Source organism: Spirochaetota bacterium (genome assembly GCA_040756435.1).
Lineage (GTDB): Bacteria > Spirochaetota > UBA4802 > UBA4802 > UB4802 > UBA4802.
On sequence record JBFLZD010000038.1, the window covers coordinates 23,320 to 36,159 of the forward strand.

Consider the following 12,840-nt stretch of genomic DNA (forward strand, 5'->3'; position numbering starts at 1 on the left):
TATTTTATAGTAAAGATGCAATGATCATCTTTTGTACATTTTCAGTTCCATCAATAAACATCATAGTTTTTGCAAAATCGTTTAATTGCTTCATTTCACTTGTATCAATAATTGATCTGTAACCTAACGCATCCATCCCAAAATTAGTGATATCAAGAAATAATCTACTGGCATAGTATTTTGCCATTGATGCTTCTTTGGTGAATGGCTCGTTATTATCTATTTTTTCACATGCATCCCTATATAATAAACGTGCTGCATGCAATCGTGTTTCAAATTCAGCAACAGAGAAACTTATTCCCTGGAAATCAAATAGATACCTGGAAAATTGCTTTCTTGTTTTTACATGGTTTATAATAATATCCAGTGCATGTTGAGCTGCACCAACACAACATGCTGCCACTAATGGTCTTCCTTTATCAAGCATTTCAGTTAGTAAAAAATAACCACTGCCCTCTTCACCAATCTGGTATTGTGTATCAATTGTAACATTATTAAACGTAATTGATCCTATAACACTATGTAAAAATGAAGATACTTCAAGTTTTTCAAATAATATGCCATCTGCAGTTTCAGGAATAAGAAAAGCATTCAACCCTGCCCTGCCCTTTTTACTGCTTTGAGCTATCACAAGATAGTAAGAGGCTATACCACTGTTAATAACAATAACTTTCTTTCCATTAATTAAGAATTTATTATCTTTTTTTATTGCCGTAGTTTGAATGGATGTTATATCAGAACCTGCCTGTTCTTCAGTTAAACAAAAAGCCAGTGGCTTTTGTGTATTGCTAACTGCATTCATTAGGTATTTCTTTTTATTATTATCTGCAAACGACTTTATAAGTTCAAAGCAATGTATAGTCGTTAGTAATGTAGGTAAAGTATTATAATAATTATATGCAAGAGTTTCAAAAATAGCACCAGCATGGCTAAATGACGCAGATAGACCACCATATTCTTCATGTAATAATAAAATATGTAATTTATGTTTATAATATATTGAATAATATGCCAAGGCACGTTCTATAGGTGGTAAATCATTTATAAAAGGTGATTGTGAATCAAGCAATTGTACACATTCTTGTAAAGATTGATTAAGATTTTTGGGTAACAATATATTACTCATTGTGTTTTCTCCAGAGAAGAAAATCAATAAATTGGTCTAATTCTGAAAATTCCTGCCTGTTTAGTTGTTTAATTTTATTGGTAAGTGAATTTAACATTTCATCATCAATTATATTTTCATAATCTTCTAATAATGGTTCATCATCAAGAAAGTATGAAATAGGTTTTTCAAGATGTTCAGCTATTAATTCAATCAGATGAAAATATACTCTTCGCTTGCCTAATTCATAATTGGATAATGCAGCCTGAGTAATACCTATCGCTTTAGCCAGTTCCAGCTGAGTAATGCCCTTCTCTTCACGGGCTATTTGTATTTTTCTACCAATCTCTTTTAAAGCCATATAAGTATATAAATAATGATTATAATTTGATTTAATGTATAAAAGTGTGTGTATGATAAATAAAATCAATAAAAATGCAATACATATTTATTCTGAAATATGCAATACATATGTTAAATATTAAATTGGTATAAATTTAAAAATTAATATTGACAAATATAACAAATATAACAGTAAATATAACAAAATGTTATATTTGGAGGTTTGTAATGAATTTAACAAAAGTATTAGAAAGTAATTCGCGGAAACATCCTGACAAAGACTGCTTAAGGTATAATGGCAAAAAGTATACTTATAGAAATGTTCTAGAATTGTCATTACAAGCTGCATCACTTTTTCAATCTTTAGGTATAGAAAAAGGTGATAAAATTGCAATTATGAGCCAAAATACACCTGATTTTGTTATATCATTATTTGGCAGTTGGTTTGCAGGTGCTACTGTAGTACCTATAAACCATAAACTCATGGCTCCTGAGACGGAATATATTCTTGACCATAGTGAAGCAAAATTATTTTTATTTGATGGTTCTCTATCTAGTGTTGCTGACAAAATAACATTAAAAAAAGTTAAAAAAATGGCATTAGACACGGAAGTAAGTGGATATGAATTATTTAGTAATAACTTGAAATCTCAAAAACAACCAAAACATGCAAAAGTCAACGATGAAGATTTTGCTGAAATTCTGTATACCTCTGGAACTACAGGAAAACCAAAAGGCTGCCTTCACACACATCGTAATGTTGTTATGGCTGGTATCACAGCTGTTATAGCAACAAAAATGGATGGTGATGATGTATTATTAATGGCTATGCCCATATGGCATTCATCTCCATTGAACAATTGGTTTTCAGGAATACTATTTATTGGTGGAACTACAGTATTATTGCGTGAATATCATCCACTGCATTTTCTTCAGGCAATACAAAATGAAAAATGTACTATATACTTTGGTGCCCCTGTTTCATATACAATGCCAGTGCAAATGATTCCAAATTTTGATTCATTTGATTTAACAACAATGAGAGCATGGATTTATGGTGGTGGCCCAATAAGTTCAGATGTAGCAAAAATGCTTATTGAAAAATATAAAACGAATAACTTTTATCAGGTATATGGAATGACTGAATCTGGTCCAACCGGAACAGTTTTATTACCTAAAGAACAGCTTAAAAAAGCCGGTTCCATAGGCAAAACAGGTTTGCCTGGATGTGATTTACGAATAGTGACAACAGACGGAAAAGATGCTAAGTATGGTGAAACTGGTGAAATATGGTTACGTGCTGATAGTATGATGAAAGGATATTATAAAAATCCCGAAGCTAGCAAAGAAGCATTTGAAGATGATTGGTATAAAACTGGCGATGTTGCACGTATAGATGATGATGGATATCTATTTATAGTTGATAGAATAAAAGATATGATAGTTACCGGTGGTGAAAATGTTTATTCAAAAGAAGTAGAAGACGTTATTATAACAATGCCAGGGATTACAGGTGTAGCAGTTATAGGTTTACCCCATCCTGACTGGGGAGAAACTGTAGCAGCATTTATAATGAAAGCACAGGATAGTAATATCACAAAAGAATCTATTATAGAATATTTAAGTGACAAACTTGCAAAGTATAAAATTCCTCGACAATTTATCTTTGTAGATAGTTTGCCGTACACACCAAGTGGTAAAGTTATGAAGTATAAACTGAGAGAACAATATAAGGATTATAAAGAAAGTAAATAATTATAAATTTCTGGAGGATTTATATGTTTGACTATATCATGACTGATGAACAGCTGAAATTACGAAATGAGGCGCGAGATTTTGTTAAGTGGGTACCAAGGGAAATGATTCTTGATATGGATGCGGAAAAGATCCATTTCCCTAAAGAATTCTTACAAGAAGCGGGTAAAAGAAATCTTTTAGGAATACGGTTGCCAAAAAAGTATGGTGGTAGAGGTCTTAAATGGGTGGATGATTGTATAGTGGCTGAAGAAATTGGTGTTGCCAGCTATTCACTGGCGTGCTTGTGGGGTGTTGGTGCTGATATTGTTTGTGAGGCGATAGTAGAGTTTGGAAATGAGGAATTGAAACAGGAAGTGGTTGTACCCTTACTCAAAGGTGATGTGTATGCAGCGGAATGTTTGACTGAACCGCGTGGCGGGTCTGACTTTTTTGGTGCAACAACTATCGCTAAAAAAGATGGCGGTGATTGGATCATTACAGGTCAAAAGCGATTTATTGTTGGTGCTGAAGGTGCTGACTGGTTTATGGTATATGCTGTAACAAATCCCAATGGCAATCCTCATGAACGGCTTACATGTTTTATGGTGCCAAGAACAAAAGGCGTTGAGACAAAATATATATATGGACTGATGGGAGTACGTGGTGGAGGAGCTGGACGTTTAATTTTAAATGAAGTTAGAGTGCCAGAGCGATATGCGTTAAATGGCATCAATGGCGGCTTTGAAGTTTTTGTAAAGAATATGATTCCTGAACGGTTGGGCACTGCTGCAATGACAATAGGTAGTGTGCGCCCTGCAATTGAGATAGCTACACGCTATACATCAATGCGTAAAGCATTTGGACAGCCCATAGCTAATTTTGAAGCAGTAGGATTTAAAGTAGCCGATAGCGTGATGTTACTTGATGCAATACGCTCACTGGTATATAGTACAGCTCTAGCTATTGATTCCGGCAAAGTTCATCCAGGAAGAATCAGACGCATGGTATCCGAATCTAAAAAGTTTGTAACTGAATCAGCATGGACCATTGCTAATAATTGCATGCAGGTTATGGGCGGCATTGGATATACCAATGTTTATCCAATTGAAAGGATTGTGCGTGATATCAGGCTTTCTATGATATGGGTTGGTACTAATGAAATTATGGATCTTATTATTCAGAATGAATGGTATAAGGAGTACTTCAAAGTTATTTCAAAAGAAAATATCCGCGATGTTGAGCAGGATGCCCCAGGTGCTGATCAGGTTGAAGAAAAAGTATATGAATAAAATCATTGAATGTACACTGCCAAAGTTGTTTATTGGCAGTGTACACATATAGTATTACAGCTCATCATTTATCATTGTAATAAGTTCTCCTACGTCCGAAATATCATTTTCTACTTGTGCCCAGTTAATTCTTCTACCCTCTTCCTTAGCTTTCTGATACCGTATTTTTATAGTAGAAAGAAGCTGTGAAATTCTTTCAATTTCAGATTCAATATTGTCGGTTTTTTCAATGGGACTGTATTGTGCATATTCAGATTTCATAGTATCCAGGTCAATTATTTCCCCCCAGTGAGGCACATAAACGGAGTATCCAAAGCGGTTTTGAATTTCATCAGCAAATGCTGTTGATGCTTTTTCTTCACCATGTATCACAAAAACTTTAAGATTTGGATTTTTAATATAGCTCATCCATTCAAGTAAACCTTCTTTATCGGCATGTGCGGAAAATCCGCCAATGGTATATATCTTTGCTCTGACGGCAACATTTTCGCCATAAATTTTTACAAGCTTGGCACCATCAATTATACGCCGGCCCAATGTACCTTCAGCCTGATAACCAACAAATACCACGGAAGATTCCGGTTTATAAAGATTATTTAAAAGATGATGTTTAATTCTGCCTGCAGTACACATGCCACTGGCTGCGATGATTATTGCTCCTTTGGCATTGGTATTTAACCATTTTGATTCTTCAACTGTCTGTACAAAATGAAGATTGGGAAAATCAAGAGGACTATCACCTGATTTAAGGAGTTTAAGCATAGCTTCATCAAAGCAATCCTGATTATTCATAAAAATCTCAGTAGCTGATGTAGCAAGTGGTGAATCTAAATATACTGGTATTGGCGGTATCTCACCTTTTTTCACCAGCTGCGCTATAGTATACAGTATTTCCTGTGTTCGTTCTATGGCAAATGCCGGAATGATAATGTTGCCTTTTTTATTGTATGAATCAAGTATTACGTGTTTTAATTCATTATATGTATCTTCTTTACTTTTATGTAATCTGTCACCGTATGTTGATTCAATAAGGAGAATATCAGCATATTCTGGTAATTCAGGATCTTGTATTATTGCCTGATTTTTTTGTCCAATATCACCTGAAAAAATAATGACCTGTTCTTTATTGTTTTCCTGTACACGCATTTCAATAAATGAGGAACCCAGTATATGCCCCGCATCATAAAAGTGCGCCTTAATCTGAGGGTGAACTGATATTGTTTCATGGTAATTTACAGGATTAAAATATTGCAAACATCGTTCTGCATCTTCAGAAGTATAAATGGGATGTATGAATTCACGACCAATTTTTTTTCTTTTTTTATTTATAATCTCAGCATCCTGTTCCTGAATATGGGCACTATCGGGAAGCATTATGGTTGCTAATTCACAGGTAGCTTTAGTTGCATAGATTGGTTTTGTAAAGCCTTCTTTAACTAATTTTGGAATGAGACCGCTATGATCAATATGTGCGTGTGTTAAAAGCAAACAATCAATTTGTGGTGGTGCATAAATAAGATTGAGATAATTCCGTTCACGCAGTTCCCTTGTTCCCTGAAACATTCCACAATCCACCATTACAGTAAAATTGTTATTTTTAACAATAAACGATGAACCTGTTACTGTTCGTGCTCCGCCAACAAATTCAATTTTCATACGTACATCCTTACATTAATAATTAATAACATCAGTTTGTATTGTACCATCAATGAGTGTAATTACCCTTTGAGTTTTGGAAGCAATATAGTGATCATGAGTTACAATAACAACTGTAGAACCCTTCTCTGCACAGTTCTTAAAAAGAAGTTCAATTAATATATCAGAATTTTTTCTATCAAGGTTGCCAGTTGGTTCATCAGCTAATATGATATCAGGTTCGGTTATCAGCGCACGTGCTACAGCAATACGCTGGCATTCACCACCGGATAATTCGGCAGGTTTATGGCTGGCCCTATCGGACACACCAAAATGCTCTAAGAGTTCAAATGCTTTCTGTTTTGCTTTTGTATATGATTGGCGTTTAATCAACAAAGGCATCATGGCGTTTTCCAATGCTGTAAACTCAGGCATAAGATTATGCATCTGAAATATAAAACCAATATGCTGATTTCTGAAGCTGGATAATTCATCATATGAAAATGGGGAAATATCCTGATGCAATATCTGAACACTGCCACCCTGGAATGTGTCAAGGCAACCAATAATATGCAACAATGTGGATTTGCCTGCACCTGAAGGTCCCATAACAGAAACTATCTCACCTTTATTAATACTAAAGGTGATATTTTTAAGTACTGTTATGGAATTTGTACCATATCCATATTGTTTAAATAGATTTTCAGTTTTTATGATAGTGTTATCTGAATTGATGCTACGGGTCATACTATAATCCATATAATTTATTCATACCGTATTGATTCAACAGGGTGAAGTCTTGATGCATGCCATGAAGGTAAAATAGCAGCAACTGTGGCAATAAAAATGGCCAGTATGGCAACAAGCATGACAAACTCGGGTTGAATCTGCGTTGGCAGCGAATCAATGTAATAGACATTTTTTGGCACCAGTGACACAGGATAAAATACACCTAAATCAAATGTTATATATATCCAGGACATTATGCTATTTATAACACGTTCAACCCAGTGAATAATAGCCTCTAAATTTATTGCTGTTGCAAGTCCTGTAATAACTCCAATGATGGCACCAATAAGCCCAATAAAAAAACCCTCAAGAATAAAGATGATCATTATTGAATACGGCTGCGCGCCCATTGCTTTTAAAATTCCAATAGCTTTTCGCTTTTCCATAACCACCATGACAAGAGTACCCATAATGGTAAATGAAGCCGAGATAATAACTAAAAAAAGAATAATAGTCATAATAAGCTTTTCTAATTTCAACGCATAAAACAAATTCTGATTTTGCTGCTCTGCAGTAATAACCTGATAGTCATATCCAATAATACTCTGGATCATTGAAGAAACCCTATCCATATCGTACACATCATAAAGTTTTAACCCCAACCCACTGATAATGTTGCCAATACCAAATAAAATTTGTGTTTGCGGTAACGTCATGATAATGAGTTTAGTATCAAAGTCATAATACCCCGTCTTAAAAAAAGCTGTAATTCTGTATTTGCCAATTCCCGGAGTGATCCCCTCCCGCGCAGTCAAACGCCCTTTGGGGACAATTACTTCTATGTAATCGCCAAGCCTGAGATTGTAATTGAAAGCCATCTCTTCCCCAATTGCTATTGAAGAAGCGCTCTTGAATTCCGTATCGCCTGCGGTAATAAATTTTGTTATATCTTTGGGGACTTCACCAGGATTGCCGTAACCGCGAATTGCAACAGGGAATATATACGATTTTACACGGACAAGACCCTGACCCTGAATAAATGGCATAATTGTTTTAATTTGTTTAACATTTTTTATCTTGTCCGATAGTTCCCTGTAATTGGCTATTCCTTCACTATCAGTATCAGCATAGTAACGGCTTATAGTAATATGTGCGTCAACATCTAAAATTTTATCTCGTATTTGACTCTGGAAACCTGTCATGACGGACATCACAACAATAAGGACAAAAACGCCGATAGCAACAATAAATATAGAAAGGAATGTATTGAATGAAATAAATCCCTGGGATTTTTTTGCTTTGAGATATCGCCAGCCAATAAAAAGCTCAAATAAATGCATAGATAACCCTTGTATAAAAAGTTTAAACGAATGTAATTGATAATTGTAATTTGTCAATTAGTTATAGTGGAATTTACTATATATTTATAGATTACTTCTGGCTTAACTGTTCATACAGTGTTTTGGCCAGACCAAAATTTGCAGTTTTTGACATCTGGAGGGCATATTCATTGTAAAGCATATCCTCAAATATTTCTTGCGCCATTCCACCATACAATAAATCATTTTCTTTATGAACTGTTTTACGCATTTCTTTAAGCATCTGATATACAAATAATGATTCCATTTCAATACAAACATCCATAAGCTTTTTATCAACTGGTTTATCGTTGTTTTTAGCTATTGCGTTATCCAGCAAGGATTTGAATTCTGTGGAGTTATTGTGTATTTTCTGTTCTATATCTTTTTGCTTATTTATAGATTGTATGGTTTTCTGGCTTTCGATTATATTTTTAATGGTTGTATCCATACTAACCTCACTGAACAATCAATTCTGCATGAAGACATCCTGCCTGCTTCATTGCTTTTAAAATTACGATAATATCTTGAGTACTCATACCAATGTAATTTAATGAATCAACTAAATCTTTGACAGTAGCAGCATCTTTTAATAAATACATACTGCCTTTTTTACGTGTTTCTTCAATAGTTATTGTAACCCCTTGCTTGCTTATCACTGCCTGTGAAACACGAATATCTCCACCCATCACTATGGTACCATTTCGTTCATTGATTACTACTCGTGCACTATATACAGGTACTATCTCTATGTTTTCAATATCGGCTATGAAATCTGTGACTGTAACATTTTGTGGCAGTGTGCATTGAATAAAACCTTTATCTATTATGGGCTTTGAATCGGGATATTTCTTTTCAATAGCATTTTTTATTTCTTTTGCTACTGAAAAATCAAAATTTAGAAGTGAAAATTTAATGTTCCCATCTTTAACAATATCAGGCAAAATTTCTTTTTCAACTATGCCACCAGACACTATCCTGCCTATGGTTGCCCCTTTACGCTTGTCACCAGCAATTGAAATAACACCCTGTGCAACAACATACGTAGTATCATCAGCACCTTTTAATGCTGATTGCAATAGAACTCCATTTTCAAGTGATTTTGCATCGCCAATGGATGAAACAGTAACATCAATTCTGTCACCAAGCCTGACATACGGTGGCAAAGTTGCAGTAACAAGGACAGCTGCAATATTTTTAGAATTAATATTTTCATCATTAAGCCCTAAGTTTTTCAATACATTAGACAATGAACTCTGTGACAATTTAACTTTGCTATCACCAGTACCCTGTAAACCAATAACAAGGCCATAGCCATACACCTGATTTTCTTTTAATCCATCAATGGCAACAAGGTCTTTGATTTTTACAGGGACTTCTGCAAAAGATTGTGTAGTAAAAAATATTAATATAATTGTACAGATAATTATTTTATATACTGTATTCATCATTGCTGTGTCAACTCACCCAAAATCCTTTGCAAATATTGAATAATAATCTGCTGCTTTTCCTGTTCGGTTAATGCTGGCGAAGTGGTTTCACCTTCTTTCAATGGTGGTCGTATAATTTGCACGCCTTCTTTTACACCTTGTATCTGTAATACTAAATTAGCTATATCACTGGAATTAATAGTACCACCTTTTATTGCAGCAGGATTAACAATACCACTAACAGTAAATACTGTAGTAACACCACTGAATGAAAATGTTTTTGAACCTGCAATTCTGAAATTACCATTTTCAAGACGCTGCTGCACAGTTGCTGCAATATGCAAAGCTATATTCCCACGATGCTGAAGATTGGTGTTGTTATTTTTTGTAGCTTTTTTATTTGCATTTACTGCTGGTAAAAATGGTGTAATATTGCCATCGGGTGTTGAGGTTACTGTGAATGCATCATTATTGGCAAGTGTCAGAGTAAAACGCATCTGCGAAATATCAGTAATAGCAACAGTAAAAATATCGCCAACTTTGATTGTATCCTGAGCAGTATAGATATTTTTATCTTTCCAGATAGTATCTGCATAAACAGCAGGTATTATTAAAAAAACTATCGCCAATAAAAATTTTTTCATAAGTAACACTCTACACCATTATTGACAATTTTTCCTGTGATAGTTTTGCCACTTTGTAATGAAATTTTAATTTCATCACCAGTTTTGCCACTTTGCAATGCTTTGCCAATCAACTCAATGACAATAGATTTTTTAATTAACTTAACAGTAACAAGATCACCTTTAGCAATTATTAATTCATTTTGTATGGGCGATAGTTCCTGTAATGAGCTATTAGAAGTAGATATACTCTCTGGCACAACAAGTTTTACTGCACTACCGTGAACAACCAGAAGCCCTGTAACAACACCTTTCAACAATTGATAAACTTCATTTTTGGTAATGTACCCATCTTCTAAAGCAGCTTCAGGTATAATTATTTTCTTCACTAAATCAGCTTCATCGCCATCAATCTGAGCAATATCAGCAACCAAAAGATTATTTTTTGGTGCAGTATTTGACTTTAAATATACAGCCAAATCTGCATACAGCAATGAATGAAATAACGTAGAAATGATTATAGCTAAAAGTACTCTATTCATTATCGCTTCAATCCAATAGCAGTTCCTAACATAGAATCAGATGTCTGGATTGCTTTAGAATTGATTTCATACGCACGCTGAGCAACAATCATGTTTACCATTTCCTCAACCACTTTAACATTAGACATTTCCAGAAATCCCTGATGCGTGCGTGCCATGCCGTCAATTCCCGGAGGCCCTGCTATTTCTTCTCCAGATGCAGGTGTTGTTTTGTATAAATTACCACCAATATTCTGTAAACCTGCCGGGTTAACAAAACGAGCAATTTCAAGCTGTCCAACTTCAATTGGTTCATCATCGCCAACGACTTTAACCGTAATTCTGCCGTCCTGACTGATAGAAAGTGAATCCATAATAAAATTTTCAGGCAACACTATTGGTGGTTCCAGTAAATAGCCGTTTGAAGTAACTATGTGCCTGTTTGAATCAACTTTAAATGATCCATCACGGGTATATGCAATAGTACCATCATAAAGCTGTACTTTGAAAAAACCATCACCTTCCAAGGCAATATCAAGCTTGTTACCGGTTGCCTGTAAACTTCCCTGATCAAAAAGTTTCTGAGTTGCTGCCACCTTTACACCATGCCCAACCTGTATTCCGGTGGGCACTTCGCTTATTTCAGTAGCAGGTGTACCGGCCATAAGGACTGTTTGATAGATTAAATCTTCAAATTCAGCCCGTAGCTTTTTAAAACCTGTTGTATTAACGTTGGATAAATTGTTAGATATCGTATCTATATTAAATTGCTGTCCTATCATCCCTGATGCAGCAGTCCACAATGAACGCATCATAGTAACACCTCATAGTAGTAAAATATTGTTCTTTTATGTATTTTTCGACATATTTATCATATTGCTTGACATAAATGATTGACAAATGAAATATAAAAGGATACATGCGTAGAATATATAGATAATTATTTGTAACTTTAATTGCATAGATAATACACATTATAAAAATAAAAAAAGGAGAAAATTATGAAGTTTAAAAGTGTATTTGTATTACTTGCTATTGCATTGGTATTTACCGCATGTACTAGCACTGATAAGAAAGGGCAAACCAGCACAACCAAAAATGGCCCCGGAAAAATTTACTGGGATGATAAATCCTTAAAAGGGGAAGGAAATTTTACCAATGGCGTGAAAACTGGTAAATGGATTTTATATCATAAAGGAACTGGTGAAAAATTAGCTGAAGGACAGTATGTTGATGATAAACAACAGGGTTTCTGGACATATTACCATAAAAATGGAGCAAAAAGCTTAGAAGGTAACTTTGACCAGGACCAGAAAACCGGTGAATGGATAGCATATTATCCCGAAGGACCTGTTATGTGGAAAGCTACTTATGTAGTAAAGGAAAAAACTGAAAGTGGATTTACCATGAAGGTTGGAAGTATTGAAGGAATAAAAACATGGTATTATCAATCAGGAAGAATCTGGAAAGAAGAACAATTTACCAATGGAGAGCAAACAGGGAGAAGTCAGGAGTATTATGAAAATGGAAATCCCAAAATTATAGCATGGTATAAAGCAGGTCAATTAGATGGGCAGTGTAACAAGTGGTATGAAAATGGGAAAAAATTAGAAGAAGGCACCTATAAAGAAAACAAGAAAAACGGTAATTTTAAATTTTACTTTGATAATGGGCAGATTTCGGCTACAGGAAGTTTTATAATGGATAAGCCTGAAGGAGACTGGAAATTCAATTCAAAAGAAGGGTTGTTACAAAAGGAAGGAAAATATAAAGATGGCAAAGAAATTGGGTTGTGGAATTTCTACATGTATCCATCACGAGTGCAGAGAATTAAAATAATGGAACTTCCTTTACAGGGTGGAATGATTGATAATACCAATGAAAATGCAAAGTTATATGATGAAAAAGGCCAACTCATTGGTTATGGCCAATTAACAGGAATTCCTAAAGGTATATATACGGTATTGAAAGATGGAAAACCAGCCGGGGAAATGTCATCCTCATCCGTACCTAATGATAATCCACAAGAAAAGATAACATATACCTGGACAGGGAAATGGGAAACTCCTAA

General features: G+C 34.7%; 13 protein-coding genes. 3 read left to right on the plus strand and 10 right to left on the minus strand.

The genetic code is table 11. From position 1 onward, the window contains the following. Nucleotides 1-4 precede the first annotated feature (4 nt). A complete protein-coding gene (locus AB1444_11240) occupies nucleotides 5-1,126 on the minus strand; it encodes an acyl-CoA dehydrogenase (protein ID MEW6527231.1) in 1,122 nt (373 codons plus the stop codon). Continuing rightward, entirely contained in the window at nucleotides 1,119-1,466 is a 348-nt protein-coding gene (locus AB1444_11245; GenBank protein ID MEW6527232.1) for a helix-turn-helix transcriptional regulator, read from the minus strand. The genes AB1444_11240 and AB1444_11245 overlap by 8 nt, the downstream gene beginning before the upstream one ends. A gap of 209 nt (nucleotides 1,467-1,675) precedes the next feature. Here AB1444_11245 and AB1444_11250 point away from each other — a divergent pair, with 209 nt between their 5' ends. Together AB1444_11250 and AB1444_11255 are read left to right on the plus strand one after the other, a co-directional pair. Continuing rightward, nucleotides 1,676-3,202: an AMP-binding protein gene (locus tag AB1444_11250; GenBank protein MEW6527233.1), complete on the plus strand. Its 1,527-nt coding sequence runs from the start codon at nucleotides 1,676-1,678 to the stop codon at nucleotides 3,200-3,202. A 23-nt stretch (nucleotides 3,203-3,225) separates the two neighbouring features. Further along, nucleotides 3,226-4,473, plus strand: coding sequence for an acyl-CoA dehydrogenase family protein (locus tag AB1444_11255; GenBank protein MEW6527234.1), 1,248 nt, complete (start codon nucleotides 3,226-3,228; stop codon nucleotides 4,471-4,473). Nucleotides 4,474-4,527: 54 nt separating this feature from the next. Here AB1444_11255 and AB1444_11260 read toward each other — a convergent pair whose 3' ends face one another. From AB1444_11260 to flgG, 8 genes are all read right to left on the minus strand, one after another. After that, on the minus strand, nucleotides 4,528-6,129 hold the full coding sequence (locus tag AB1444_11260; GenBank protein MEW6527235.1) for an MBL fold metallo-hydrolase: 1,602 nt from the start codon (nucleotides 6,127-6,129) through the stop codon (nucleotides 4,528-4,530). Between the two features lie 15 nt (nucleotides 6,130-6,144). Further along, the gene (locus AB1444_11265) at nucleotides 6,145-6,867 is read right to left on the minus strand and encodes an ABC transporter ATP-binding protein (protein ID MEW6527236.1); all 723 of its coding nucleotides are present in this window, start codon (nucleotides 6,865-6,867) and stop codon (nucleotides 6,145-6,147) included. Nucleotides 6,868-6,872: 5 nt separating this feature from the next. Next, nucleotides 6,873-8,177, minus strand: a complete 1,305-nt coding sequence (locus tag AB1444_11270) for an ABC transporter permease (protein ID MEW6527237.1) — start codon at nucleotides 8,175-8,177, stop codon at nucleotides 6,873-6,875. Between the two features lie 91 nt (nucleotides 8,178-8,268). After that, nucleotides 8,269-8,646, minus strand: coding sequence for a rod-binding protein (locus tag AB1444_11275; GenBank protein MEW6527238.1), 378 nt, complete (start codon nucleotides 8,644-8,646; stop codon nucleotides 8,269-8,271). Between the two features lie 7 nt (nucleotides 8,647-8,653). Then, the gene (locus AB1444_11280) at nucleotides 8,654-9,646 is read right to left on the minus strand and encodes a flagellar basal body P-ring protein FlgI (protein ID MEW6527239.1); all 993 of its coding nucleotides are present in this window, start codon (nucleotides 9,644-9,646) and stop codon (nucleotides 8,654-8,656) included. Next, the gene (locus AB1444_11285; GenBank protein ID MEW6527240.1) at nucleotides 9,643-10,269 is read right to left on the minus strand and encodes a flagellar basal body L-ring protein FlgH; all 627 of its coding nucleotides are present in this window, start codon (nucleotides 10,267-10,269) and stop codon (nucleotides 9,643-9,645) included. Before AB1444_11285 ends, AB1444_11280 begins: the two co-directional genes overlap by 4 nt. Next, nucleotides 10,266-10,790: a flagella basal body P-ring formation protein FlgA gene (locus AB1444_11290; GenBank protein MEW6527241.1), complete on the minus strand. Its 525-nt coding sequence runs from the start codon at nucleotides 10,788-10,790 to the stop codon at nucleotides 10,266-10,268. Before AB1444_11290 ends, AB1444_11285 begins: the two co-directional genes overlap by 4 nt. Next, a complete protein-coding gene (gene flgG, locus AB1444_11295) occupies nucleotides 10,790-11,584 on the minus strand; it encodes a flagellar basal-body rod protein FlgG (GenBank protein MEW6527242.1) in 795 nt (264 codons plus the stop codon). The genes AB1444_11290 and flgG overlap by 1 nt, the downstream gene beginning before the upstream one ends. Before the next feature lie 186 nt (nucleotides 11,585-11,770). Between flgG and AB1444_11300 the strand changes: the two genes are divergently transcribed. After that, the coding region (locus AB1444_11300; GenBank protein MEW6527243.1) for a toxin-antitoxin system YwqK family antitoxin at nucleotides 11,771-12,840 on the plus strand (1,070 nt) is incomplete at its 3' end.

Coding starts and splice junctions, on each gene's coding strand:
- AB1444_11240 (MEW6527231.1), bottom strand. CDS start 1,126: ATGAGTAATATATTGTTACCCAAAAATCTTAATCAATCTTTACAAGAA.
- AB1444_11245 (MEW6527232.1), bottom strand. CDS start 1,466: ATGGCTTTAAAAGAGATTGGTAGAAAAATACAAATAGCCCGTGAAGAG.
- AB1444_11250 (MEW6527233.1), top strand. CDS start 1,676: ATGAATTTAACAAAAGTATTAGAAAGTAATTCGCGGAAACATCCTGAC.
- AB1444_11255 (MEW6527234.1), top strand. CDS start 3,226: ATGTTTGACTATATCATGACTGATGAACAGCTGAAATTACGAAATGAG.
- AB1444_11260 (MEW6527235.1), bottom strand. CDS start 6,129: ATGAAAATTGAATTTGTTGGCGGAGCACGAACAGTAACAGGTTCATCG.
- AB1444_11265 (MEW6527236.1), bottom strand. CDS start 6,867: ATGGATTATAGTATGACCCGTAGCATCAATTCAGATAACACTATCATA.
- AB1444_11270 (MEW6527237.1), bottom strand. CDS start 8,177: ATGCATTTATTTGAGCTTTTTATTGGCTGGCGATATCTCAAAGCAAAA.
- AB1444_11275 (MEW6527238.1), bottom strand. CDS start 8,646: ATGGATACAACCATTAAAAATATAATCGAAAGCCAGAAAACCATACAA.
- AB1444_11280 (MEW6527239.1), bottom strand. CDS start 9,646: ATGATGAATACAGTATATAAAATAATTATCTGTACAATTATATTAATA.
- AB1444_11285 (MEW6527240.1), bottom strand. CDS start 10,269: ATGAAAAAATTTTTATTGGCGATAGTTTTTTTAATAATACCTGCTGTT.
- AB1444_11290 (MEW6527241.1), bottom strand. CDS start 10,790: ATGAATAGAGTACTTTTAGCTATAATCATTTCTACGTTATTTCATTCA.
- flgG (MEW6527242.1), bottom strand. CDS start 11,584: ATGATGCGTTCATTGTGGACTGCTGCATCAGGGATGATAGGACAGCAA.